The sequence below is a fragment of the Streptomyces sp. CC208A genome (genome assembly GCF_030010625.1).
Taxonomy (GTDB): domain Bacteria; phylum Actinomycetota; class Actinomycetes; order Streptomycetales; family Streptomycetaceae; genus Streptomyces.
The window spans coordinates 89,124-111,765 of the sequence record NZ_JASCXN010000029.1; the positions used below are offsets into that span (position 1 = coordinate 89,124).

Below are 22,642 nucleotides of genomic sequence, written 5' to 3' on the forward strand. Positions count from 1 at the left end.
GTCGGAGCCGGGCCACCGCCCCCGCCCGCGTACGTACGGGACTGCGGCGCTACGGGACGAGGACGATCTTCCCCCGCACGTGCCCGGTCTCGCTCAGCTCCTGCGCGCGGGCGGCCTCCTTGAGCGGCAGGGTCTCGGCGTGCCGCAGCCGCAGGGTGCCCGCGAGGACGGCCGACGCCTGGGCGGCCAGCCAGGCGCGCACCCGGTCGAAGTCCCGCTCGGGGACGCTGTAGGCGATGCCGTGCTCGGCCGCGTCCGTGGCGGCGATCGTCGCGATCCGCTCCTTGGGGGCGGTGCCCTCGCCGCCGAGCAGTGCGATCGCGACCGGCAGCACCCCGTGCCCGGCGGCGTCGAAGACGGCGTCGACGCCCTGCGGAGCGGCGGCCCGCACCTGGTCGGCGAGGCCGTCCCCGTAGGCGACGGGGACCGCGCCGAGCTCGCGCAGATAGGCGTGGTTGGACGGGGAGGCGGAGCCGACGACGGTGACGCCGGCGGCGACCGCGAGCTGCACCGCGATGGTGCCGACGATCCCGGCCGCCCCGTGCAGGAACAGCGTCTCGCCCGCCCGTACGCCGAGCTGTTCGAGGACACGGGCCGCGGTCTCGCCCGCGACCGGGAGGCCCACCGCGGCCTCCCAGGACAGGCCGTCCGGCTTCGGCAGGACGTTGCCGGCGAGGACGTACTGGGCGTAGGCGCCGGTCTTCGACCAGCCGAACACCTCGTCGCCGACGGCGAGTCCGGTGACGCCCTCGCCGACCGCGTCGACCGTGCCCGCCACCTCGATTCCCGGCACGGCGGGGAACGTCGTCGGGAAGAACTCCTCAAGCAGGCCCCGACGGACCTTCCAGTCCATGGGGTTGACGCCGATCGCCGCCACCCGCAGCCGCACCTCGCCGGGCCCCGGCCGCGGCACCTCGGCGCCGGTCTCGTGCCGCAGCACCTCGGGGCCGCCGAACTCCTCGAACACGATCGCTTCCATCGTCGCCATGTCTCCCCCTGCGTCAGCGCGTTCGCCCCGGATTCCCTCACGGCGACGACCGCGTACCGGCTTCTCGGCCTTCTCGACGTGATCAAGAGCGCGCCGGGCGACTTTGTTCCCGCCCCGGCCTTCCTCCGACTCTCCCCGGCCTGTCCCCGTCCGCCCTGTCAGTGGCGGGTGCCAGACTCGCACCCATGAGCGAGAGGTGGGCGCTGGCGCCGGAGCCGGAGGGGGAGGGCGTGTTGCTCGTCCCCCTCGGGCCGGACGGTGCGCCCGCCGGGGAGGTGCGCCGCGAGCCGGACCTGGTCGCGGCCGTCCGGGAGCGGCCCGGCGTGGCGCGCTGGGTGTGGCGGTCGACGGCCGAGGTGTACCCGCGGCTGCTCGCCGCCGGGGTCCGCGTCGAGCGGTGCTACGACGTCGAGGACGCGGAGCAGCTGCTCCTCGGGCACGAGGGCCGGCTCGGCGAGCCCCGCTCGGCCGCCGCGGCCTGGGCCCGGCTGCGGAACGCGCCGGTGCCGCCCGACCCGCCGCAGCGCGCGGCCGGGCCCGGCGCGCAGGACTCCCTCTTCGAGCCGGCGCCCGCCGCCTCCGTCCCCTTCGAGGGCCTGCTCGCGGTCTACGCGGAGCAGCAGCGCCGCCACGACCGGGCCGAGCACCCCGGCAGGATGCGGCTGCTCACCGCCGCCGAGTCGGCCGGGATGCTGGTGGCGGCCGAGATGCACCGGGCCGGGCTGCCCTGGCGGGCCGACGTGCACCGGGAGCTGCTGCTCGAGCTGCTCGGGGAGCGGTACGCGGGCGGGGGCGAGCCGCGCCGCCTCGCGGAGCTCGCGGACGAGGTGTCGGCCGCCTTCGGCCGCCGGGTCCGGCCGGACCTGCCCGCCGACGTGATACGGGCCTTCGCGGGGGCCGGGATCCGGCTGCGGTCCACCCGCCGCTGGGAGCTGGAGGAGCTCGGCCATCCGGCGGTGGCTCCGCTGATCGCGTACAAGAAGCTGTACCGGATCTGGACGGCGCACGGCTGGTCCTGGCTGGCGGACTGGGTGCGCGACGGCCGGTTCCGGCCGGAGTACCTGCCGGGCGGCACGGTCAGCGGCCGCTGGACGACCAACGGCGGCGGGGCGCTCCAGATCCCCAAGGTGATCCGGCGCGCGGTCGTCGCCGACGAGGGGTGGCGGCTGGTGGTCGCGGACGCCGACCAGATGGAGCCGCGGGTGCTTGCCGCGATCTCCCGCGACCCCGGCCTGATGGAGGTCGCCGGGCACTCCGACGACCTGTACACCCGCCTGTCCGACCGGGCGTTCTCCGGCGACCGGGAGCACGCCAAGCTGGCCCTGCTCGGCGCGGTCTACGGCCAGACCAGCGGCGACGGCCTGAAGAACCTGGCGGCGCTGCGCCGCCGCTTCCCCCGCGCGGTCGCCTACGTCGACGAGGCCGCGAAGGCCGGCGAGGAGGGCCGCCTGGTCCGCACCTGGCTGGGCCGGACCAGCCCGAGGGCGGTCGGCGCCGGGGACGACGACGAGGCGGGACTCCCCCAGGAGGGCCCCGAACAGCCCGTGCCGGAAGCCGGGTTCACCCCGGGGTACGCCTCCGGGAACGCACGGGCGCGGGGCCGCTTCACCCGTAACTTCGTGGTACAGGGCAGCGCCGCCGACTGGGCCCTCCTGATGCTGGCGGCCCTGCGCCGTACCCTCTCCGCCGCCGGGATGCGGGCCGAGCTGGTCTTCTTCCAGCACGACGAGGTGATCGTGCACTGCCCGGCGGAGGAGGCCGGGGCGGTGACGGAGGCGATCCGGGCGGCCGGGGACGAGGCGGGCAGGATCGCCTTCGGCCCGACGCCGGTCCGCTTCCCGTTCACGACGGCGACGGTGGAGCGGTACGCGGACGCCAAGTAGCGCCCGCGTACCGGTCCCCCTACTTGGTGGGCAGCTTCGCCCACTTCGGGTCGAGGGCGATCGTCTTCAGCTGCTCCATCGTGAGCGCGGGCTCCGGCCGGGTGGCCGCCTCGTGCTGGGCGCCGGTGTTGAAGGCGGAGACGACGACCCGGAAGCCGTCCTTCGTGATGGTGTCGGCGGTCCACCAGACCACACCCGCGCCGCCCTTCTCGCCGGGCTGCTGGGTGAGCTTCACCTTGCGCCCGTCGGGCAGGGTGGTGACGTCGCCGGAGCCGAAGAGGTCGCCCGCGACGTCGCCCATGCCGTGCTGGACGTTGACCTGGACGAGGCTCTTGCCCTTGCCGTCGTCGACGACCAGGAAGGCGAACTCGCCCTCGCCGCCCTTGTCGACGACCCGGAGCCCCTTCGGCAGCAGGGCGCGCAGGGTGGCGGAGACGCCGTCGCCGACGATCTCCGGCGGGGCCTGGCGCACCTCCCCCGGCTCGGTGGGCGCGGTGGGCAGCTGCGGGATCTGCCGCAGCAGCGGCCGCCACGCCTCGGCGGTGACGAGCGCCTTCATCTGGGCGGCGGTGAAGGGCGGGTTCTCCCGGCTGATCGCGGCGCCCTTCTCGGCGAGCGCGTTGTACTCGCTCGCGTCGATCAGGAAGCCGTCCTCGGTGAGCAGGACCGCCCGCCAGTTCTTGGTCTCCTCGCGCTTGTCGGGGTACTCGTACCCCTGGAAGACCATCCACCGGGAGCCGTCGGCGAGCCGCCCTTCCTCACAGGCGTCGTAGGGGACGTACGCCTTCGCGGGGCAGGTCACCATGTCGACGCCCGCGTCGGGGGCGTGGCCGGCGTGGCTGAGGAAGACGCCGACGGCGGCCTCGCCGTGGCCGTCGTCGTAGTACCCGCCGACGCCCTGTCCCTCGCCGTCCAGATTGTCGAACCGCCACTGCCCCGCAGGAGTGTTGGCCTTGACGATGTCCGCGATGTCGGAGACGGGAATCTTCGCCGTGCCAGGCTTCTCGGGCGCCTCGGTCGCCGCCACGGTCTCGCTCGTGCCACCGCCCTCGCTCTTGCCGCCGCCCTCGGGGGCCCCCGCCACGGACGCCTTGTCCGCCGGTCCGGCGGGGGTGACCAGGGAGCCGGCGTACACGCCGCCGACGCCGATGGCGGCGAGCGCGAGGGTTCCGCCGGTGACGGCGAGCCGGCGGCGCAGCAGCCGGCGCCGGCCGCGGGCGAGACCGCCGGAGACCAGCTCGGGCCGGCCGTCGAGGGCGAAGCTCTCGCCGGTGCTGCGCAGGGCGGAGCCGAGTTCGTCGGCGAACCCGGCGTCGGGGTCGTGCTTTTCGTTCTGGGACATGGCGAGATCACCGTCTCTGCTTCGGGAGTTCAGAAGTACCGTGAAGAACAGGTGTCGGGCCCCGGAAGGGGCCGAAGGTCCAGCCCGCGGCTCAGCGGAGGCTCGGTGGAGGCTCAGCGGAGACTCAGCGGACGGCGAATTCCGAGATGCTGCCGCCGAGCCGCTGCCGCAGCTTGCCGAGCGCCCGCGTGCAGCGGGTGCGGACGGCCGCGGAGCTGGTGTGCAGCGCGTCGGCGGTCTCCTCGACGCTGCGGTCCTCCCAGTAGCGCAGCACCACCACGGCCCGGTCCTTCGGGGGCAGTGCGGCGAGCGCGTCGAGGAGGGCGATCCGCAGCAGCGGGTCGCTGCCGTCGGCCGGAGTGTGATCGGGCAGTTCGCCCAGCGGGCGTTCGGTCGCGGAGCGCCGCCGCTGATGGCTGAGGAACGTGCGGACGAGGACGGTCTGCGCGTACTCGGCGGGGTTGCCGATCCGGGACGCCCGCCCCCAGAGGGCGTACATCTTGCCCAGCGTCTCCTGGGTGAGGTCCTCCGCGAGGTGGACGTCGCCGCTGGTCAGCAGGCAGGCCGAGCGGAACAGCTGGCCGGTGCGGGCGGAGGCGAACTCCAGGAACCCGTCCACGCGGGACGTTCTCATGCCTCTCCCCTCCCTGGCGGTCGCGCGTGGTCACGGGCGATCGCCCTGTGCGACCGCCGTGTTGGCTTGTCGTGCCGTACACCCCTTCGACGCGGTGGGCCCGGGGAAATGTTTCAGCGAACTCGACCGCCCACGCATCCAAAAAAGCGGAATCGGGTAATCCTATTGATATGAACACTCTCGGCGCAGCAGAGGTCCTGGCTGCTGGAGTTTGGCAGTCAGGCCTGGCACAAGTGCTCGGCGGCCTGATCCTCGTCGCCGTCCTGATCACGGCCTTCTGGTTCGGCTACCGGGTCCGCACCCGCGAGCCCCGTCCACCGCAGCCCGAGGAACAACCACACCGACCGGACACCGACGCGCTCCCCGGCGAGATGACGGAGTACCGCCGCCCGGCCGAGATGCCGCAGACCGACGGCGAGCACCGGCTCATGCCGTACCAGCTCAAGGACGGCGGCACGGCCGGAACGGAGACCTCGCCCGACCCGCCCAGCGAGGAGAAGCGCAAGTGGGGAGGCATCTCCAGCGGCGGCTTCGGCAGCGGGGGCACCGGACACGGCGACTGACGTGGACGCCGCCACGCGCACCCGGCTGCGGGCGATGGCCCGCGGCCTGCTCGGCTCCGCCCCCGCGGCGGACCGGGCGGTACGGACCGCCGAACGCCTCCTCGCCTCGTACGGCCCCCGCCCCGGCGCCCGCCGGGGCCCGGGCCCCGTCCCCGATCCCGGGCCGTCCCCGGAGTCGGTCCTGGCGCGCGTCTGCCTCGGCAGGCTCCGGGCCCGCGAGGCCCGCCGCACGGACCCGTGGGATCCCTGGTCGGACAAGCCGAACACGCCCGCCCTGACCCCGGCGGAACGGCTCGTCCTCGTCCTCCACGACCGCTTCGGCGTCCCGTACGAGGACCTCGCCCCCGCCCTGGAACGCGGCCCGGCGGCGGTCCGCCAGATCGGCGCCCGCGCGCGGGCCCGGGCCAAGGGCGCCGAGGAGATGCCCGAACCCGATCCGGTACGGCTCCGGGCGGCGGTGGACGCGGTCCTCGCCGCCGCCCAGGAGGGCGACACGGCGGCACTGCGCGCCCTGCTCGACCCGGACGCGGTCCTGCGGGCCGACGCCGGGGCCGTACGCGGCGGAGTCCGGCCCGCCCACGGCGCCCCGGCGGTCGCCCGGATCCTCGCCGCGCGGGCGGCGGTGGCCCGCCCCGTCCTGGTGGACGGCGCCCCGGCCCTGATCGGCGCCCCGGACGCGGTCTACGTCTTCACGGCCCCGTCCGGCCCCATCACCTCGGTCGACGTCCTGGCCGACCCGCCCCACCTCGCCCGCCTGGCGATAGCAACGCCCTAGACTCCCCTACCCGACCGCCCCGCCATCGGCCCGCGCCCCGGCCCGCCCCGCGATGTGCCCGGGCACGGCGGCGGCGAGCTCCGGCGGCAGCGCGGGATCGGGCACGGGCGTACCGAAGGTGGTCACCACCGGAAGCACCCCCGCCCACAGCCCGAGCTCCGCGTCCTCGGAGTCCCCGTCGTCCGGCGGCCCGACGCGCGTCTTCACCGACGCCTCGCCGAGGTCGAGCGCGAGCAGCGCGGTGGCCGCCAGCTCCTTCCGGCTGGGCCGGCGCACGTACTCCCACTGTCCCGGACTGCTCTGCTCGGTCAGCGCCCGCAGCCCCCGCAGCTTCTCCTCCGGCTCTGTCACCACCTCGGGAACGCCGTAGATCATGGCGCACCGGTAGTTCACCCCGTGCTCGAACACCGACCGCGCGAGCACCAGCCCGTCCACATGCGTCACCGTCACGCACACCGTGCCCTCCGGCGCCCGCACCAGACTCCGACTGGCCACCGACCCGTGCACGTACAGCCGGTCCCCCTCGACCCCGTACACGGTCGGCACCACCATCGGCGCCCCGTCCACGACCACCCCGAGATGACACAGGAACCCGGCACCAAGGACCGCGTCCAGATCCTCCCGCCGATGAGACCCCTTCTCCCGCGCCCGCCGCAACCGAGTCCGCCCGGTCACCACCAACTCGCTCCCACCCACGGCTCCCCCTCACTCCCGAAACCAGCCCGAGCCCGTTCCCCCAGCTCAGACACCCGCACCTAACACCCTGCGCACCGCCCAACCTACCCACATCCCCCGTCCGGCCACGCGCGCCGAACCCGGGTTCTCCACTCCGGCGCAGGGTCAGCGCGCCTGCCAGTTGATCACTCTTCGTAGTGGACTGTGACGCTGAAACGAACCGAGAGTCGGCCAGGGGGCGTTTTCCCTCCGCAGAGACCCTCGACCCAAGGAACACGAAGCATGCTCGCCCACCTCACGTCCCGAATCACCACAGCCGTCGCCGCTGCAACTGCCCTGGCGCTCTTAATCCCAGCACAGGCGCATGCCACGGCCATCGGTTCCACACCCGTGGCCAGCTTCGACTACCAGGTCGGAGGCGTCACGATGAAGGTCCCCACCGGCTGTATGTTCACCCACATCATCCGAGGCGAGGGCAAGAACATCACCTACCAGAACGCAGGCGTCGACTGCGGATTCGTCGGAGCGCTCAACGCGGGCTTCTGCAACTGGCGGATCGACTTCACCTACGCGGACACCGGGAACAAGACGTACCGCACCTCCCGGGGCAGGACCCACAGCGAGTGCAAGATCGACCCGATGCGGAACAACGCGCCCCAGACACTCCCCCACTACGGCAAGGCGTGCGCCCACCTGAACATCAACGGTGTCCGCCGGGTCTCCCAGTGCCACCACATCACGAAGTGAGCCACACATGAGCCCCCAGCCCACGGCCGAAGACCCCGACCGGGAAGCCGAGCTCCGCCGCGCCGGCATCATCGCCTTCCTCGTCGGCGCGGCCACGACCCTCGTCTTCTTCGCCTTCTTCCCAGGGCTTCCGCACGTCATCGACGGGGGCGCCGTCCTCGCCGCCCTCGCCGTCGGAGGGCTCACCCGCTGGGCGTGGCGAGCCCGGCTCACGAAGAGGCACACCGGCCGCCGAGGGCCCTGAACCACGAAACCCCAGGTCAGAGAAGATCTGACCTGGGGTTTCCAGTGAGCCGCCTTCGGGATTCGAACCCGAGACCTACGCATTACGAGGGCCCGCAAGATCATCCCGGCTGGTGTTGGCTAGTGCTGCCGAATCCCGTTTCCCCTGGTCAGGTACCTACAGCTCTCGACCCGCGTGCCGCCCAATCCACTCTGTCCCACCCCGTCCGCTCACGCAGCGCTCACGCAGACTGTCAGTGCTGCAAGCCTCCATACGACGACCGGCGGCTCGCACTTGGCGAGCCTGACCGTCGCGGCGCATGGTCGAACCAGCCCCAACCCGTACATCGCGGCAGAGGCGGGGGTGAACCGACTGGTGCAACTTCCTCACTCCTCGACATGGCCAGACGTGTTGATCTGGAAGGTTCGGAGGTAGTCCTCGTAGAGCCGGGTTGTGGCCAGGGACGGATCGAGCTTCGCGACGATCTGCTGGTACTCGGCCGTCGAGTCCGTGACGATGAATGCATGCCGCAGTTGCCGCCCCCCATCATGGCGGGCGTTCACGGCATCGACGAAGTCGGACCATTCCGTAGTGTCGAACAGGACACCGTATACCGCTTCCTCGGGCACGACCCAGCCCTCATCGGCAACCGCTTCGATACGCTCGCCTGTCGCGCCAGCCTTAAACCACAGCAGCGGCGCAATGGCGCTGAACTTCCGCCCCAGCGATACAAGGGCAGGATCCTCGTAGGTGAGCTCGAAAAACTCGACGTTCTCCTCGTAGCCATCACTCATTGGATGTTGCTCGTTGAACTTGTACGCCCCGTCCACGGGTCTACCGTCTGCGGTGATACCAGTGAACGCCGCCCTGATGCGCGGAACGGTGATGTGCTGGCAGATGCCAAGACTCTCCCACTCCGGGTCTCCTGGGTAGACACCTCGCGCCCGCATGTCTGCGGCCTCCTCGTCGGAGACCTCGTTGTTCGTGACCACGATGCTGCGGCGGCGACCACCGTCCTGATGGTTGAGACGGGCCACGGCGTGAGCCGTGGTGCCTGATCCACCGAAGAAGTCAAGGATCAGCGCATCAGGCTTGTCCGAGACGAAAAACCTCAACGCATCCTCGACTGCATAGAGAGACTTCGGGTAGTTAAACTTCCTGCCCGGGATCAAGGATCGAAGCATCGTCGAGCCATGGGTACTTGCATCATGCGACGGGCGGTTCCAAACCGTGCGAGCAGTCTGCGCCCGCTCCGCATCCTCCGAGTGGGTCAGCACCAAAGCGCCGTTCTCGTCCCTGCCAGAAACCGTTATCTCGCCGGCCTCGATCCGCTTTTTCGCGCCCTCATTGAGGTAGTTGATTGCCCACTGCCCCTTCGCGCTCCTGCGTCCCAGGCGCGCGGTGCCGTCGGCCAGGGCGGCGATGAAGGAATCCCTGCCAATCTGCCAACGCCCTTCACTGCCGTCGGTGCGCAGCGGCCACACTGCCACGGTCCCGGGCGGAGGTACGACCGTCGACCTGTCTGCCGTGACTGGGAGCAGCGGTTCACCCACAGAGACGATTCGCTGGGCTGCCTCGTCCACGAAGATCGGGTAGAACTGCTTCTCCCGGTCGACCCGGCGCGCATCGGTACCCCGGCGCAGCATGGAGAGCCAGATCGTCTTGGAACTCGCCGAGGAACTACCTTCGGCGGTCAGCATGTTGTCTGGAGTCTGAGCCGGGCCGGCCTGCCCGATGTAGACGAAGAAGAGGTACTCCTCGACCCGGGAGAACTCTCGACCTCGCGCCACCCCCTTGGTGTTGATGACCGACGTGACCATCTGGCACTTAGCACCGGGGAAGACCTGTCCGAGCAGCAATCCGAGTCGGTGGACCTCCTTCTCATCGATGGTGACGATCAGCACCGAGCTGGACGGATTGAGCAGCCGCTTGGCGAGCTGGAGGCGCTTCTCCATGAAGGAAAGCCACTTCGAGTGGCGGTACGGATCCTGATCGTCGACAAAGTCGTTGTTGTACTTCCAGTCGCGCGCCCCCGTGTTATACGGCGGGTCGATATAGATGGCATCGATTCTACCCTCGTAGGGGTAGAGCAGGGCCTCCAGTGCATGGTAATTTTCCGCGTTAATCACGGCGTGCCACGGCCGGTCGCTGGCTCGTGCAATCCTGCCAGTCGACCGAAGGCCCGGATAGATCGGATCACCGAACTCACGGATTATCACGACCCGTTCATGCGACACCTGAAGAACCTGCGCAGGATCGGTCCTTGACTGGATAGTTGCCGTCCCGTCACACAGACTGATCACGGTCCAGACCCCGGACTCATCCACGTCCGTCCGATCCTTCGAGCCCTCCCGTACCAGGCAGACCTTGTCGCCGCGACGCACAGCGAACTTTGGCAACAACACGGACTCAGGTTTGTGGGCGTTGAAGACCAGTCCGAACTGACGGGTCCGTAGCACCTTGCGGTATTCCGCCTGGAGTGCCGCACGCAACGCTGGGTCCTGGACCGATGCGATGAGGTTGTCGATGTGGGCCATGGAATCGAAACGCCTGTCAGTAGTCGCTGCCGTGCGTGTGGAAGAGGTCGGAAGCCTCCGGCCCGTCATGGGCCCGGATGGCCTCTCGGACATTCGGGTCCAGGTGGTTGAGCATCAAGAACCTTCCGCCGACCTTAGCGACGGACTGAATGCGGTGGAATGATTCCGCGTGGTCAGACGCGTAAGCGCTAATACCCTTCAACTTTGGAACGGCATCGACCAGGTGGGTGCCGTGCGGGTCGATTAGAGAGGCACGTAGCTCTCCCCCGACATCGTGGATGAACACGAAGTCGGGAGCCAGACCCCTGATACCGTCCGGCGCCGTGTAAGGGATCTGCAGCGAATGCCGACCACTGGAAGGGTTCCGGTACCAAGCCACCGCGCCATGGCCAAGCTCCTCCGTAAGGACGTACTTCTCCCACTCCTGGAATGTGGCATGGAAGGTACCGTCCGGGGCAGACAGCACATGGCGGTCCCATACCTCACCCGCGGCTTCCTCAGTACGACTCGTGGGCAGGCTCAGGGAGGTGAGCAGCGGGCGGTCCGACTCCCGACGGATCCTGTCGAACTTCTCCTGGGCAGCGGCGCTCAGGCGCGTGGTCGCGGAGTTGTACCGCTGCAGCCACTGCGCGACCAGGTGGGATGCGCGTTCCTCGATACGGGTCGGCAGCTCCACTTCACGGGCCAATGCGATCGTGACAACCATCGCCTCCCTCACCTCGTCATCCTTGACCGCGAGTTGGCTGACGTAACTGGCGGCCAGCCCCTCAGGGAGATGACGCTTCGTCCGATCCCAGAGCAGACCGATGCCCCGCGCATCGAGGGCGATCAGCGTCTGTGTGTCAGCGGCGTGCTCACTGGGAGAACCGTAGGTCACCGCCCGCTCATAGAGTGCCGTCTTGTTCACGGATTCGATCATGCCTTCCAGGCGGCCGGCACTGTCAACTTCCTCTCGAAACAAGTCGATCTCAGCGAGCAGCGCCTTACGGGCCAGCTTAATGGCACCTGGCTCGATCGCCTGGCCGTCATGTTTCTCGGTGAGTAGCGCTGCCAGCGCGGACAGCCGGGTGACCGCCGACCGGGTGGAGCGCCGAGGGATCGTGTACGACGGCAGACTCTGCAGTACGGCAAATACGTCCTGACCGGCGTGGACGCTAATGCTCTGCTCCGCTGTCGCCGGATCGAACAGACTGGGCGTGGTCGAATCCGGCACGTCCGTCGTATGGCGAGGCTCCGGCGTCGCGCGATCGCCGGCACCGTCGGTCGACAGTGTCCGCTCAGCTGCCCCCGCGTCGTCTGCACCACCAAACCAGGAGATGTCTTCCTCGGCCTCGGTGGAGACTTCCTGCTGGCGGGGCGCCAAGACAGGATTCCGGGTCAGGTGGATGGGCTCGGTCACGACCTCCGTGCCGCCAGCCAGGTTGCCCTCGTCCCCCTTCTCAAATTCCTTAGCCAGCAAGTCGACTGCCTCGGCAGCGAACTTCGGCAGGATGCAGTGGACGGTATTCAGCGTCTCGTCCGTCAGGACACGGCGGGCCAGCGGCGTGCGGACCATCCGTCCCATGATCTGAGTGATGAGGTCGACGTCCTTAGCCACACGCATGGAGACGAGCACCTCCGCGCGAGGGCAGTCCCAGCCTGTCGTGATGGCCGTCTTACACAGTACAACCCTCACGTCCTCGCGATCTTGCACATCCTCGGGCGAGCAGTACGCAATCCGATGATTTCCAGCCTGCTCCGGTGCATGCGAAGCGAAGGTATGCACGATGTTCGCCACCGTGATACCCGGCCACTCCTCGAGTATGGTGGCCACCATCTCGCCCAGTTCTTTCACCGACGGCTTATCGCCGACCTGGACAACAAGAATCGGGTTGACCCGTGGGTCACTGTTCTCGGTGCAGTAGGAAGCCCAGCGCCGCTCATATTCGTGAATTTTCTCCACGGCATGTCTAAGGAGAGTGGACTCGGCCGCCTCCACTCCTTTCGTGTGACCAAGAATGATCTGATCTTTAAGAAGTCCGGATGATCGAACATCTTCGATGGCCACGTCGTGTGAGATCACAGTGCGACCGCGCTGCGCCATCTCCTCCCGGAATCGCCTTGGAACAGCCGAGATCCCCCAAACGATCGGAACTTCCGGGCGCCCGTCGGACTTACCACCGATGATGCGCGAGACAATCGTGTCACGGGTGTTCCGGGCAGTGTTCATGCCACGGTGCGCTTCGTCCACGACCACGACAAACCCGTGCGGACGCCGTGACGCAGTGTTAGCGATAGTGTCCCAGAGGGAGTAGACACGGCCGTCGCCCGCCGCTTTCGAGAGAGTGGCTGCTGAGCCTAGCTTCTGAATATTCAGGAAGTAGACCCGACCTGGATCGAGAACCTCCTGATCAAAATCGTTCTCAATAGTGATCAGCCGATTGAGATCCAGACCGGAAGACGACGCCATCATCTTGCGGAGCGTCTGGTTATTAAGTGACGGATCGTCGGTGACCCAGAGAAAGGTTGCGCTATCGAGGCGAGGGGTCGATTCGTCGCCGTCTAGCACCGCCTCAATGACGGCAGTCGCGATCACAGTCTTCCCGGCGCCGGTCGGTGCGCCGAGAACGATGGCACCCCGGTGTTCCGGGTTCTGCCCGTGCGAGAGCGCTAGGCTGGAAATAGCGTTCGTGATGGCAGACTTCGCCACGGCTTGGTAGTCAAACAGCTCGTACTTCATGCCGGTCCCGCCCTCTGCGCCGTCGTCCTCTCATGACCAGATCAAGGCTAGCGCCAAGGTAGAGGCGGAAATGACGCGCCAGCGCTCCGGCCTCATCCTGGGCGCGCTCGGCAGTGGTCAGCAGCGCTGGGGCTTCGTGGGGCAGGCCAGGAAGGGCAGGTCAGCGGCGGTGACACGGGTATAGCCGTCATCGACCGAAGCCAAGGTGAATCACGGACCTGGTCAGGCTTGTGCGAGCCATGCCTGGGGCAAAGAGCTCGCATGGGTGATTTGATCGAGGAGTGGGCGGCGCAGGTCGCGGAGGCCGAGCTCAGCAGCACGCTTCCCCGGAGGTGGGCACATACACAGGGTGTAGCCCAGCGTGCGGTCGAAGTAAGTCAGGTCCTCGGCCAAGACGCTGGCCTCCTCATCGCTGCCGCCACGCTGCACGATGTCGGGTACGCGCCGCGCCTGGCCACGACTGGGTTCCATCCGCTGGACGGGGCCCGGTTCCTTCGCGAAGAGCACGGGGCTGACAATCGGCTGGTGCGCCTGGTGGCAAACCACTCGTTCGCGCTCCTGGAGGCCGAGGAACGGGGGCTGCGGGAGGAGCTCGCGAGCGAGTTTCCGTTGCTGGAGGAGCCGCTGCTGGTGGACGCGCTCGTGTACTGCGACATGACGACCACGCCCGACGGCGGCCGGACCACCGCAGAGGAGCGGGTCGCGGAGATCCTTGGCCGCTACGGGGACGACAGTGTGGTCGGGCGGTTCATCCGCCGGGCGGCGCCGGAGATCTTCGCCGCCGTGGGGCGGGTGGAGGCGGCGCTGGCGGCTCAGCCGAGGTAGGGGTAGGTGCCGGCGAGGTAGTCGCCGATCTGCTGGCGCATGCTGGCGTGGATGTCGTACTGGTCGAGGTCGGCCGGCTGGACGAAGCGGACGCCGTCGGCCTCGTCGTTGATGGTGGGCTCGCCGCCGACGGGGCGGCCGATGTAGGTGTTCTCGTACTGCTGGCGGATCTCGCCGTCGGTGTACGCCACGATGTGGTTCGGGTTGGTGTAGACGCCGAGGAAGCCGGTGATCTCGGCGACGATCCCCGTCTCCTCCAGGCACTCGCGTACCGCGCACTCGGCGGCGGTCTCGCCGATGTCCTGGGCGCCGCCGGGCAGTGCCCACTGACCGGTGTCACGGCGGCGCTGGAGCAGGATGGCGCCGCTGCCGTCGACGACCAGGAGGTTGCTGGCTGGGATGAGGGTGTTGGCCTTGGGGGCGTCCGGGTCGTTGTAGTACTCAGTCCTGCCCATGTGCGGCGGTCCCCTCCTGGTCGGGTGTCCAGGGCCGTGCGCCGGCCCAGACGGCGTCGAAGCTCTGAGCGTAGTTGTCGAACCAGCCGCCTTCGGTGCCCTGTCTGAGGTGGAGCAGCGGGTTGGCACTGGCTGGGCGTCCCCACACGTGCGGGTTGACCAGCAGGTTCTCGTCGTAGAGGAAGAGCGAGGTGTACAGGGTGGTGTCGTGCAGTCGTACCTCGCACCCCGGCTTGCCCAAGAGAGGGCGGTAGTAGGTCAGCGAGGCGCGGATCTTCGCCGCGAGCGTGTCGCCGATCCCTTCCTCCCGTCCCCGGACGGCGACCGCCCCGCCGGTGGGGTCGCCGAAGCACAGCCGTACGCGGACGCCGGCGTGCGCGCGCTCGGCGAGCATCCGGGCCACGTCGGGGTTGGACTGGGCGAAGAAGGTGCCCGAGAAGACGAGGACGCTGATCTCCTTCTGTGCTCCTCGAAGCAGTGAGATCCACATCTCCCGGGGCACACTCGCTCGGTTCAGATAGGTGCCGACGAGTTCGCCGTCGGAAGCCAGCGCGGCTTGCGTCGCGCGGGACCGCTGCGGGGGCCAGAGGAAGGACTCCTCGACGCGCAGGTGTTGAGCTGCGGCGAAACGGTGGCGCCGGTGGGGGACGCGCCCACCGAGCCAGCGACCTACGGTCTTGGGGTCCACTTCGCAGATCTCGGCGAGCGACGCGATGGAGACGCCACGCTGGGCGAGTACGGAATGCAGTCGCTCGTTCACGCTGGTCATGCAAGCGCGAGCTGGGTAGGCAGGGCAAGGACGTATTGGGACGTCTTCACCGAGCCGCTCTCGGCCGTCTCTCTACGCTGGCGCCATGCAGCTCATTGTTCTGTGGGACATCGACCACACGCTCGTCGAGAACGCCGGGGTGAGCAAGGAGATCTACGCGAGCGCGTTCTCCCTCCTCGCGGGGCGGGATCCGGACGGGCCGGCGCGGACGGAGGGCCGTACAGATCGCCTGATCATGCGGGAGCTGCTTGTCCGGCACGGTGTCCCCGTGCCGGACTGGTCCGCCGTGGAAGCGGCTCTCGCCAAGGCCGGGGAAGGGCGTGAGGAGGATCTGCGCCGTCGTGGGACCGCCCTGCCTGGGGTGCGTGAGGCACTCGCCGCAGCGGCTGGCCGGCATGGCTGGATCTCGTCTGTTCTGACGGGGAACATCGCGGCCAACGCCGTCGTGAAGCTCTCCGCCTTCGGGCTGGACACGCTTCTCGACCTGTCCGTGGGCGCGTACGGCGCCGACGCGGATCTGCGACCGGACCTCGTGGAAGTGGCTCGGGAGCGGGCGCGCCGGCTCCGAGGCGTTGGAGAAGACGTTCCGGTGGTGCTTGTCGGTGACACGCCTCGGGACGTCGAAGCCGCGCTCACGACCGGCTCGCAGATCCTCGCGGTCGCGTCCGGCATCCACAGTGAGGAAGAGCTGCGAGCGGCGGGGGCCTCCGTGGTCCTGAGGGATCTGTCCGAGACCTCTCGGGTGCTGGATTTGCTGGAGCGCGCCGGGCGACGGTGAAACGTCCCAGGACGTCCTGCCTGGCGTCCGCAGACGCGGTGACGGTGTCCCCTTCTCCTTCCCCATCATCGGTCTCAGCACGGATCGCAAGCCTGTGATCGCTCGAACGGGCGGTCGCTCGCCTCACGATGAGAGAAGGGGGCCATGAAGCGCGAACACGAAGTCCGGTTCCTGGATGTCGACGCCGCCGACATCCGCACCAGGCTCAGCCAGGTGGGGGCCGTCCAGAGGATCCCCTGGGCGCTGCGTACGTGCTGGATCTTCGAGGGGGAGGTTCTGGACCCCGGTCTCTGTCTGCGCCTCTGTGGACAGGGCGCCCGCGTCAGCCTCGCGCTGGGTTCGTCCTGTGCCTCCTCGACGCTCCAGGGCAGCGCGGTCGTCGAGACCGTGGTGTCCGACCGCGCGTCCGCGGTGGAGATCCTTCGCAAGCTGGGCCTGCGCGAGACCCGCTATCAGGAGCACTTCCGCGAGGAGTGGCGGCTGGGGGAAGCGGCGTTCTCAATCGAGGCGTGGCCCGACCTCCCCGTGCTCGTCGCGGTCGCCGGCCCCGATGAGGCGTCCGTCCGGCAGGCGGCGGCTTTGATCGGGTTCGACTTCGGCGATGCCCAAGCCGGGAGCGTCGAGCAGATCTACCTGAACGCGACCAGGCGCAACGTGCTTGCCGAACCCACCCTCCTCTTCGCCGATACCGCCCATGCCCGTGCGACGTGACCTGGCACGAGGGGCGACAGCCGGGCTCACCACTGGCCGGCCGACCCCCTTCGGGCGATGGTCTCGGCCACTTGGCCGATAAGCCTTCAATCGCTCAACTGCCTTGCGCGGAAAGGGGTTACGCCGCCGGTAACCTCGGGCGGGCGAGGCGCTGAGCGCCCGCCATCTGGCCTGCCTGAAAGCTGAAAGGGAATCGATGGCCCAGGATCTGGAAAACACCGTGGAGCGCACGCTCGTCCTTCTCAAGCCCGACGCTCTGGTCCGCGGTTTCGGCGGGAAGATCATCAGCCGGTTCGAGGACGCCGCGCTGAAGATCGTCGGCGTGAAGATGAAGCAGATGGACGCCGAGTTCACCCGGCGCCACTACTTCGACCTGGAGGAGCGGCTCGGCCCGGAGGTCTACAACCTCACCGCGACCTTCATGCAGCAGGGCCCCGTCATCGCGCTCGTCCTGGAGGGCTTCGACGCGGTCGCGACCGTACGGAAGATCGTCGGCAGCACGTACCCGAACGAGGCCCCCGCCGGCACCATCCGGGGCGACTTCTCGCACTACAGCCGTGGCGCCAGCGCCGCCTCCGGGAAGGCCGTGGCGAACCTCGTGCACGCCTCCGGCAACAAGGAGGAGGCCGACCAGGAGGTGGCGCTCTGGTTCGACAAGGACGAGCTCCACGACTACCGCACCCTCGCGGAGATCTTCACGTACTGACCCGCACCGAGGTCACCTCTCGGAAGCCGACGCGTTGAACACCACCCAGCACCAACGTAGGAGAGAAGACCCATGACCAACCCGACCCGCGTCGCCTCCGCAGCCGAGCTGGAGAGCGTCTTCCAGCAGGAGCTGGCCACCGATCGCTGGGCCGCGGCGGAGACCGCCTTCGCCCTCGCCATCCAGAGCCGCGACGCCGGCGACTGGGACAAGTCCCGCGAGTGGGCGAGGCAGTGCCTGACCCTGCTCGCCGGCTTCCCCAGCGACACCGAGGGTGACGTCGCGACCAAGAGGATGTCCGTCGGCGGCGTCCTCCTGCCGAACTACCTGCACGAGGGCGTCCTGCGCGACCGCTTCGGCGACTTCGACTGACGCACGACCCCGGCGGCGGTGCGGCACCCGGCGACGGGCCGCACCCCGCCGACCGCTGACCAACCACACATCACGTCCAACCGAGCCAGCCCCCATACATGGGGCGGCTCGGGCGGATCCCCCATGCCTGATTCCAGAAGGGAGCCCCTGTGGCCATTGAGATCGAGATGCGCGCCCGGTTCGACGAGGAGACGTACGAGAAGCTCCTCGTCCGCCTCGCGGCGGAGGCCGAGGACCTCGGCCGCGACGACAAGAACATCTACTTCTACGTGCTGCCCGACCAGCTGCTGAAGGTCACCGACAACACCGCCGCCGGTTCGGCGAAGATCACGCTCAAGGCCAGCAAGATCGGCCAGGGCGCCGCCTTCCCCGAGACGGAGATCGCCATCGGCCAGGACGACGTGCCCGCCGCCGTGCGCATCTTCAACGCCCTCGGCTTCGAGGACACCATGCACCAGGCGTTCAACCAGCGGCACAACTTCCGCTTCCGCGGGGTCGAGATCGCCGTGAAGTGGAGCGAGGCGTGGGGACACCACGCCGAGTTCGAGGTCCTCCTCGACGAGGGTGCCGGCGCCACCGCTCAGGAGGAGGCCACCGCCCGGATCAGCGCCGTCGCCGACGAGCTCGGCATCCACCTGATGACCGAACAGGAGCTCGCCGACTTCACGGCCGCCTTCGAGGCCGCCGAACAGGAGCGCAAGGAGAAGGCGGCGACCGCCGCCACTGCCAGCTAGGCATCCGCTGTCGCAGACCACCATGAGGGGGTGGGCCCGATGAGCACGACCCTGCCGGCCGACAGTCTGGTCGAGCTGGCCGCGCGCAAGCAGCTCCCGCACCACCAGTACACCGATCCCGCCACCGTCCGCTGGATCGCCGCCAACCGGCCGGAGCTCCCCGACGGCCCGCCTCCTCCCACCCTGCGACCGAGCTCGCGGCAGCTCGTGGCCCGCGCGGCCCTGCCCGCCGACTGGCTGGCCGAGGCCAGGTGCCACGACTCGCTCCACGGCATCCGGCACGCCGTACGGACCGCTGCCATGGCCGCCCTCCTCGCCGAGGCCACCGGCCTCGGCGAGGACGACACCGCCACACTCATCCTGGCCGCGGCGGTCCACGACTGCCGTCGGCTCCACGACAAGGACGACGCCGGCCACGGCGCCCGCGCCGCCATCTGGCTCACGGAGAACGCCGGCGCCGTCTGGGACCGCTTCGGCCTCACCCCGACGCCCAGCCGTGTCACCGCCGTCGGCACGGCGGTCCGGCTCCACGACCTGCCGTACGAGCACTTCTCTCCGGACGACCACGCCGACCACGCCCGTACGAGGACGATCACCGACCTCCTCAAGGCCGCCGACGCCCTGGACCGCTACCGCCTGCCCAAGCTCACCTGGTGGCCCGACCCCGCCCGTGTCCGGGCCGAGGCGTTCAGCGTCCTGCGGACCACCGCCTTCGAGCTCGTCGTCCGGTCCGAGTCCGCGTGGCTGGCCGGTGCCGACAGCGCGGAAGCCGTTCTCAGCAGCCTGGCGATCATGGAGCTGATCGGCTGATGGACTTCCTCGACGCCTACGAGCAGTGGGCCGACGCCCACTCCTTCTTCGACACCACCCTCGTCCCCAGCCCCGCCGACGGCCAGGACCCTCTCGCCGCGCAGACCGCAGCCTGGGACAAGCGCCTGGCCGACACGCCCAACGGCCGGCTCCTGCGGGACAACGCGATGTTCCGGGCCCTGGGGACGGGCGACAAGCTCCACCTGCTCCACGTCACGCACGCCTTGGAGCAGATCAGCGAGCACGGCGCGCTGTACCCCTCCGGGGGCTGCCTGGTCGGAAGCGTCTACTGCGCGCCGCTCACGGCCTCCGAGCGCGGCTTCCGCATGCACAACCTCGGCGAGTACATCCTGACCAAGGAGGCCCCGGCCTTCGTGGCGAAGGCCGGGGAGCCGAGGCGGGAGCCGACCCCGCTGATCTTCGAGGTCTCCCTCCCGCCGCAGGCGTACCGGGGCCTGGCCGGCGTGGACTACCTCCGTCTCGGCTCGATCCACCTGCAGATCTACAGCCGCCTGGAGTACCTGCTCTCCAAGGCCGAACGCCACCAGCTGCGCGAGACGATCGTCAGCCGGATCAAGAACTCCGCGGCCTTCCTCGCCCTGGCGGCTGCCGTCGCCCACCAGGGCGCCACGGTCTCCCCGGAGAACTTCCTCCGGCTCCTGGACGAGACGATCCCCCGCTTACCGATCCTCGGCTACGTGTACTTCGAGGCCCTGGCCGAGTACCTGATGCTGCACTCCACCACGGACGACACCCGCGAGCGGGCCGAGCACGGCGAGTTCAACAACTGGCTCTACAAGGACATGCTGTTCGCGTCCTTCCCGGACATGGCCGGCAAGTTCGACCTCGCGCGGTTCCGGCCCTCGCCCACCGGCCTGGCCACGCTCCTGGCCCGCATCGACCCGAGCCTCGACGCGCGTCACGCCCGCGCCTACCTGACCGAGCGGATCAGCCACCTCGTCGCGGCCCGCCTCTTCACCCCCGGTCAGATCCCCGAAGCCTGGCACCGCACCCGCTGGGAGTTCGACGGCCTCTCCACTCAGCTCGGACCACTCCTCGGCCACCTCATCCACCGAGAGCTCCGCACCTTCGGCCGGTACCCGGACTTCTACTTCTACTACGACCAGCACAAGGCGCTCCAGGCGTGGAACTACTGGAACCACATGGACATCATCGCGCCCTTCAACGGCACGATCCCCAAGGGCGAGATCGGCATCAACCCCGCGTACCCCGACCTCGACTACCGCGTCTGGCGAGCCGAGCGGGACGACCACGGACGACTCCACCCCGCCGAGGAACTCGCGCTGACCATCGCCCCGCGCCTGGTGGACATCAAGTACACGCTCATGCGCAACAACAGCCGCTGATCAGGGCCAGCCAGCACGGCAGATCGCCCGCCCCCCCCCTGTCCCCCTCACCCTGCCGAAGTGGAGAGGCATGTCGACCCACGAGCACCCACGTCCCACCCGCAGCTGGCCGGCGCCCGCGCAGACCGCCGAGACGATCTTCACCGAGGTCTTCCGCACCAACCACTGGGGATCGCCGGAGTCGTTCTCCGGGCCCGGATCCGAGCTGCGGCAGACCGAAGCGGTCCGCAGCGCCCTCGCATCCGTCCTGGCGCGGTACCCGATCCGTACGATCACGGACGCAGGCTGCGGAGACGTCAACTGGATCCGCCACGTCGACGGCTTCGACCGGCTGGACGCGTACGTCGGCCTGGACGTCGTCCCTGACCTCGTCGAGCTGAACCAGAAGCGGTACGGCAGCGAGCGCATGTCCTTCCAGCAGGCCGACCTCAGCCGCGACGAGATCCCGGCCGCGGATCTCGTCCTCACCCGCGACTGCATGGTCCACCTCACCCACCACGAGGTCCTGGCGTTCCTCGCCCGCATCGCCGCCAGCGGTTCCGCCTACCTCCTCGCCACCACGTACGCCGACCTGGCGGAGAACCGCGACACCACGGACGGCCACTGGCGCCCGCTCAACCTCCAGGCGGCCCCTTTCCACCTCCCGCCGCCCATCGAGCACTTCGTCACCGACTTCACCGACAACGGGCGACACCACCCGGGCAACGGCCTGGGGCTGTGGCGGATCGAGCAGCTCAGCACCCGAAGCACCTGAACCACCCACCCACGGCGACCCAGGAAGCGAGACACGATGGCCACACACGACGCCCAGATTGCGTCCCTCCTCGACCAGCTCGACCGCGCCCTCGCCTCCCCGGCGACCACGCACGGCCTCGCCCGCACGCTCAGGGCGGCCGCCAAGGAGGCCGAGCTGCACCGCCACCACCGAGCCAGCCTCGCCGGCCTGCCCGACGGTGTCCTCCAGCCCAGCCCCGCCAAGGTGCAGATCGGCGGTGGCGGTCACCGCATCGACGGCTTCTTCAACATCGACATCGTCCCACCGGCCGACCTCCTGTGGGACGTCCGCGAGGGCCTGCCGCTCGCCGACGAGAGCACCCAGGAGATCTTCTCGGAGCACTTCCTGGAGCACATCGACTACCCCCGCTCCGCCAAGACCTACGCCCGCGAGGCGTTCCGCGTGCTCACGCCCGGCGGCCGACTCATCACCGGGGTCCCGGACGCGGCCTTCGTGCTCAGCCAGTACCCGGCCGGCCCGGAACAGGCCGAGGAGATGATCGCCCGCTGGTACGCCAAGCGGGACTGCCGCAAGGACATCAACACCTACCTCGACCTGATCAACTACGTCTTCCGCGACCAGGACGACGACCCCACGTACAACCCCCACTACTGGGCCTACGACTTCGAGAAGCTCAGCCAGCTTTTCACCGAGGCCGGCTTCGCCACCGTCGAGCCCTGGACCTTCGACCCGAGCATGGCCAACCCGAAACGGCAGTGGGCGAGTGTCTACGTCATCGCGACCAAGTAGGCAGCCCGACGTGCTCACGGAACTCGCCTTGGGACATCGGGTGATCCCCGGCATCGCCGACTTCGCCCGCGGCGGTCGTCCGGCCCCGGCGACCACGGACGATGCCAACACGTGGGTCGACGGCTTCTGCTGGCTCTACTGCGGGCGGAGGTGGACGCGCGTTCTTTGGATCGGCCCGGCAACCGTCGCCGGTGCCCAGGCGCCGATGTACGCCTGCGGTCCGTGCATCAGCACGCTCCACGAGCTGGTCTGGGAGTCCCTACTCCTCGGCGACACGTCGGCTGGCGCCCCGTCGCAGGACGAGCCCCCAGCCGCCGAACCACCCACCCCGCGACGAACAGGCAAACACCGCGGCCAAGGCTGGCTCCTGCGCCGCCGTTAGACCCCCGCCCCGGACACGGACGAGTTACGCCGCTCCCCCACGGCAATGGCCCTGTGTCCGGGGCGGGTCAGTACGCGCCAAGGTCCCTCCCCGTACCCCTTGTGCGCGGAAGTCAGATCCAA

Annotated in this window: 23 protein-coding genes; 15 read left to right on the top strand and 8 right to left on the bottom strand. The window is 69.3% G+C overall.

What is annotated here, in order from left to right; translation table 11 throughout:
• Window positions 1-49: 49 nt before the first annotated feature.
• On the bottom strand, window positions 50-979 hold the full coding sequence (locus QK442_RS27185) for an NADP-dependent oxidoreductase (RefSeq protein WP_282696735.1): 930 nt from the start codon (window positions 977-979) through the stop codon (window positions 50-52).
• A 194-nt stretch (window positions 980-1,173) separates the two neighbouring features.
• Here QK442_RS27185 and QK442_RS27190 point away from each other — a divergent pair, with 194 nt between their 5' ends.
• Window positions 1,174-2,871 carry a bifunctional 3'-5' exonuclease/DNA polymerase gene (locus QK442_RS27190; RefSeq protein ID WP_282696712.1) on the top strand — a complete coding sequence of 566 codons (1,698 nt, stop codon included), beginning with the start codon at window positions 1,174-1,176 and terminating at the stop codon, window positions 2,869-2,871.
• Between the two features lie 19 nt (window positions 2,872-2,890).
• On the opposite strand, the gene QK442_RS27195 is transcribed toward QK442_RS27190, so the two are convergent.
• Complete coding sequence (locus QK442_RS27195) at window positions 2,891-4,213, bottom strand: hypothetical protein (RefSeq protein ID WP_282696713.1); 1,323 nt, start codon at window positions 4,211-4,213, stop codon at window positions 2,891-2,893.
• Between the two features lie 124 nt (window positions 4,214-4,337).
• On the bottom strand, window positions 4,338-4,847 hold the full coding sequence (locus QK442_RS27200; protein ID WP_282696714.1) for a SigE family RNA polymerase sigma factor: 510 nt from the start codon (window positions 4,845-4,847) through the stop codon (window positions 4,338-4,340).
• Window positions 4,848-5,017: 170 nt separating this feature from the next.
• Between QK442_RS27200 and QK442_RS27205 the strand changes: the two genes are divergently transcribed.
• Both QK442_RS27205 and QK442_RS27210 read left to right on the top strand, forming a co-directional pair.
• A complete protein-coding gene (locus QK442_RS27205; protein WP_282696715.1) occupies window positions 5,018-5,410 on the top strand; it encodes a DUF6479 family protein in 393 nt (130 codons plus the stop codon).
• A gap of 1 nt (window position 5,411) precedes the next feature.
• Complete coding sequence (locus tag QK442_RS27210; RefSeq protein ID WP_282696716.1) at window positions 5,412-6,185, top strand: RNA polymerase subunit sigma-70; 774 nt, start codon at window positions 5,412-5,414, stop codon at window positions 6,183-6,185.
• Window positions 6,186-6,191: 6 nt separating this feature from the next.
• Here the strand turns inward: QK442_RS27210 and QK442_RS27215 are convergent, their stop codons facing one another.
• Entirely contained in the window at window positions 6,192-6,866 is a 675-nt protein-coding gene (locus QK442_RS27215; protein ID WP_282696736.1) for a pyridoxamine 5'-phosphate oxidase family protein, read from the bottom strand.
• Between the two features lie 384 nt (window positions 6,867-7,250).
• Between QK442_RS27215 and QK442_RS27220 the strand changes: the two genes are divergently transcribed.
• Window positions 7,251-7,607, top strand: coding sequence for a hypothetical protein (locus tag QK442_RS27220; protein WP_282696717.1), 357 nt, complete (start codon window positions 7,251-7,253; stop codon window positions 7,605-7,607).
• 7 nt (window positions 7,608-7,614) lie between these two features.
• Window positions 7,615-7,851, top strand: a complete 237-nt coding sequence (locus QK442_RS27225) for a hypothetical protein (RefSeq protein WP_282696718.1) — start codon at window positions 7,615-7,617, stop codon at window positions 7,849-7,851.
• A gap of 365 nt (window positions 7,852-8,216) precedes the next feature.
• On the opposite strand, the gene QK442_RS27230 is transcribed toward QK442_RS27225, so the two are convergent.
• Window positions 8,217-10,367 carry a DNA methyltransferase gene (locus tag QK442_RS27230; protein WP_282696719.1) on the bottom strand — a complete coding sequence of 717 codons (2,151 nt, stop codon included), beginning with the start codon at window positions 10,365-10,367 and terminating at the stop codon, window positions 8,217-8,219.
• A gap of 16 nt (window positions 10,368-10,383) precedes the next feature.
• A complete protein-coding gene (locus QK442_RS27235; protein ID WP_282696720.1) occupies window positions 10,384-13,086 on the bottom strand; it encodes a DEAD/DEAH box helicase family protein in 2,703 nt (900 codons plus the stop codon).
• A gap of 261 nt (window positions 13,087-13,347) precedes the next feature.
• Here QK442_RS27235 and QK442_RS27240 point away from each other — a divergent pair, with 261 nt between their 5' ends.
• A complete protein-coding gene (locus QK442_RS27240; RefSeq protein ID WP_282696721.1) occupies window positions 13,348-13,911 on the top strand; it encodes an HD domain-containing protein in 564 nt (187 codons plus the stop codon).
• Here QK442_RS27240 and QK442_RS27245 read toward each other — a convergent pair.
• Both QK442_RS27245 and QK442_RS27250 read right to left on the bottom strand, forming a co-directional pair.
• Window positions 13,899-14,366 (bottom strand): NUDIX domain-containing protein, encoded by a 468-nt coding sequence (locus QK442_RS27245; protein WP_033208153.1) that lies wholly within the window; start codon window positions 14,364-14,366, stop codon window positions 13,899-13,901. The genes QK442_RS27240 and QK442_RS27245 overlap by 13 nt on opposite strands.
• Window positions 14,353-15,126 carry an XRE family transcriptional regulator gene (locus QK442_RS27250; protein ID WP_282696722.1) on the bottom strand — a complete coding sequence of 258 codons (774 nt, stop codon included), beginning with the start codon at window positions 15,124-15,126 and terminating at the stop codon, window positions 14,353-14,355. Before QK442_RS27250 ends, QK442_RS27245 begins: the two co-directional genes overlap by 14 nt.
• A 94-nt stretch (window positions 15,127-15,220) precedes the next feature.
• On the opposite strand from QK442_RS27250, the gene QK442_RS27255 reads away from it, so the two are divergent.
• The 9 genes from QK442_RS27255 to QK442_RS27295 all read left to right on the top strand — a co-directional run bounded on the left by QK442_RS27255 (window position 15,221) and on the right by QK442_RS27295 (window position 22,138).
• On the top strand, window positions 15,221-15,913 hold the full coding sequence (locus QK442_RS27255; protein WP_282696723.1) for a haloacid dehalogenase-like hydrolase: 693 nt from the start codon (window positions 15,221-15,223) through the stop codon (window positions 15,911-15,913).
• Between the two features lie 144 nt (window positions 15,914-16,057).
• Window positions 16,058-16,624, top strand: coding sequence for an adenylyl cyclase (locus QK442_RS27260; RefSeq protein WP_282696724.1), 567 nt, complete (start codon window positions 16,058-16,060; stop codon window positions 16,622-16,624).
• A gap of 196 nt (window positions 16,625-16,820) precedes the next feature.
• The gene (locus QK442_RS27265) at window positions 16,821-17,330 is read left to right on the top strand and encodes a nucleoside-diphosphate kinase (protein ID WP_030205911.1); all 510 of its coding nucleotides are present in this window, start codon (window positions 16,821-16,823) and stop codon (window positions 17,328-17,330) included.
• 72 nt (window positions 17,331-17,402) lie between these two features.
• Window positions 17,403-17,702: a hypothetical protein gene (locus QK442_RS27270; RefSeq protein WP_282696725.1), complete on the top strand. Its 300-nt coding sequence runs from the start codon at window positions 17,403-17,405 to the stop codon at window positions 17,700-17,702.
• Window positions 17,703-17,851: 149 nt separating this feature from the next.
• Window positions 17,852-18,436, top strand: a complete 585-nt coding sequence (locus QK442_RS27275; protein WP_282696726.1) for a CYTH domain-containing protein — start codon at window positions 17,852-17,854, stop codon at window positions 18,434-18,436.
• Window positions 18,437-18,475: 39 nt separating this feature from the next.
• Complete coding sequence (locus tag QK442_RS27280; protein ID WP_282696727.1) at window positions 18,476-19,246, top strand: hypothetical protein; 771 nt, start codon at window positions 18,476-18,478, stop codon at window positions 19,244-19,246.
• The gene (locus tag QK442_RS27285; RefSeq protein ID WP_282696728.1) at window positions 19,246-20,613 is read left to right on the top strand and encodes a hypothetical protein; all 1,368 of its coding nucleotides are present in this window, start codon (window positions 19,246-19,248) and stop codon (window positions 20,611-20,613) included. Before QK442_RS27280 ends, QK442_RS27285 begins: the two co-directional genes overlap by 1 nt.
• Before the next feature lie 70 nt (window positions 20,614-20,683).
• Complete coding sequence (locus QK442_RS27290) at window positions 20,684-21,367, top strand: class I SAM-dependent methyltransferase (RefSeq protein ID WP_282696729.1); 684 nt, start codon at window positions 20,684-20,686, stop codon at window positions 21,365-21,367.
• Between the two features lie 36 nt (window positions 21,368-21,403).
• Complete coding sequence (locus QK442_RS27295) at window positions 21,404-22,138, top strand: methyltransferase domain-containing protein (protein ID WP_282696730.1); 735 nt, start codon at window positions 21,404-21,406, stop codon at window positions 22,136-22,138.
• Window positions 22,139-22,642 lie beyond the last annotated feature (504 nt).

What these genes read in the sequence shown, in the direction of transcription:
- QK442_RS27230 (WP_282696719.1), bottom strand. Translation starts at nt 10,367, where the DNA reads ATGGCCCACATCGACAACCTCATCGCATCGGTCCAGGACCCAGCGTTG.
- QK442_RS27245 (WP_033208153.1), bottom strand. Translation starts at nt 14,366, where the DNA reads ATGGGCAGGACTGAGTACTACAACGACCCGGACGCCCCCAAGGCCAAC.
- QK442_RS27190 (WP_282696712.1), top strand. Translation starts at nt 1,174, where the DNA reads ATGAGCGAGAGGTGGGCGCTGGCGCCGGAGCCGGAGGGGGAGGGCGTG.
- QK442_RS27290 (WP_282696729.1), top strand. Translation starts at nt 20,684, where the DNA reads ATGTCGACCCACGAGCACCCACGTCCCACCCGCAGCTGGCCGGCGCCC.
- QK442_RS27235 (WP_282696720.1), bottom strand. Translation starts at nt 13,086, where the DNA reads ATGAAGTACGAGCTGTTTGACTACCAAGCCGTGGCGAAGTCTGCCATC.
- QK442_RS27195 (WP_282696713.1), bottom strand. Translation starts at nt 4,213, where the DNA reads ATGTCCCAGAACGAAAAGCACGACCCCGACGCCGGGTTCGCCGACGAA.
- QK442_RS27255 (WP_282696723.1), top strand. Translation starts at nt 15,221, where the DNA reads ATGCAGCTCATTGTTCTGTGGGACATCGACCACACGCTCGTCGAGAAC.
- QK442_RS27270 (WP_282696725.1), top strand. Translation starts at nt 17,403, where the DNA reads ATGACCAACCCGACCCGCGTCGCCTCCGCAGCCGAGCTGGAGAGCGTC.
- QK442_RS27295 (WP_282696730.1), top strand. Translation starts at nt 21,404, where the DNA reads ATGGCCACACACGACGCCCAGATTGCGTCCCTCCTCGACCAGCTCGAC.
- QK442_RS27285 (WP_282696728.1), top strand. Translation starts at nt 19,246, where the DNA reads ATGGACTTCCTCGACGCCTACGAGCAGTGGGCCGACGCCCACTCCTTC.
- QK442_RS27280 (WP_282696727.1), top strand. Translation starts at nt 18,476, where the DNA reads ATGAGCACGACCCTGCCGGCCGACAGTCTGGTCGAGCTGGCCGCGCGC.
- QK442_RS27200 (WP_282696714.1), bottom strand. Translation starts at nt 4,847, where the DNA reads ATGAGAACGTCCCGCGTGGACGGGTTCCTGGAGTTCGCCTCCGCCCGC.
- QK442_RS27205 (WP_282696715.1), top strand. Translation starts at nt 5,018, where the DNA reads ATGAACACTCTCGGCGCAGCAGAGGTCCTGGCTGCTGGAGTTTGGCAG.
- QK442_RS27260 (WP_282696724.1), top strand. Translation starts at nt 16,058, where the DNA reads ATGAAGCGCGAACACGAAGTCCGGTTCCTGGATGTCGACGCCGCCGAC.
- QK442_RS27225 (WP_282696718.1), top strand. Translation starts at nt 7,615, where the DNA reads ATGAGCCCCCAGCCCACGGCCGAAGACCCCGACCGGGAAGCCGAGCTC.
- QK442_RS27185 (WP_282696735.1), bottom strand. Translation starts at nt 979, where the DNA reads ATGGAAGCGATCGTGTTCGAGGAGTTCGGCGGCCCCGAGGTGCTGCGG.
- QK442_RS27265 (WP_030205911.1), top strand. Translation starts at nt 16,821, where the DNA reads ATGGCCCAGGATCTGGAAAACACCGTGGAGCGCACGCTCGTCCTTCTC.
- QK442_RS27240 (WP_282696721.1), top strand. Translation starts at nt 13,348, where the DNA reads ATGGGTGATTTGATCGAGGAGTGGGCGGCGCAGGTCGCGGAGGCCGAG.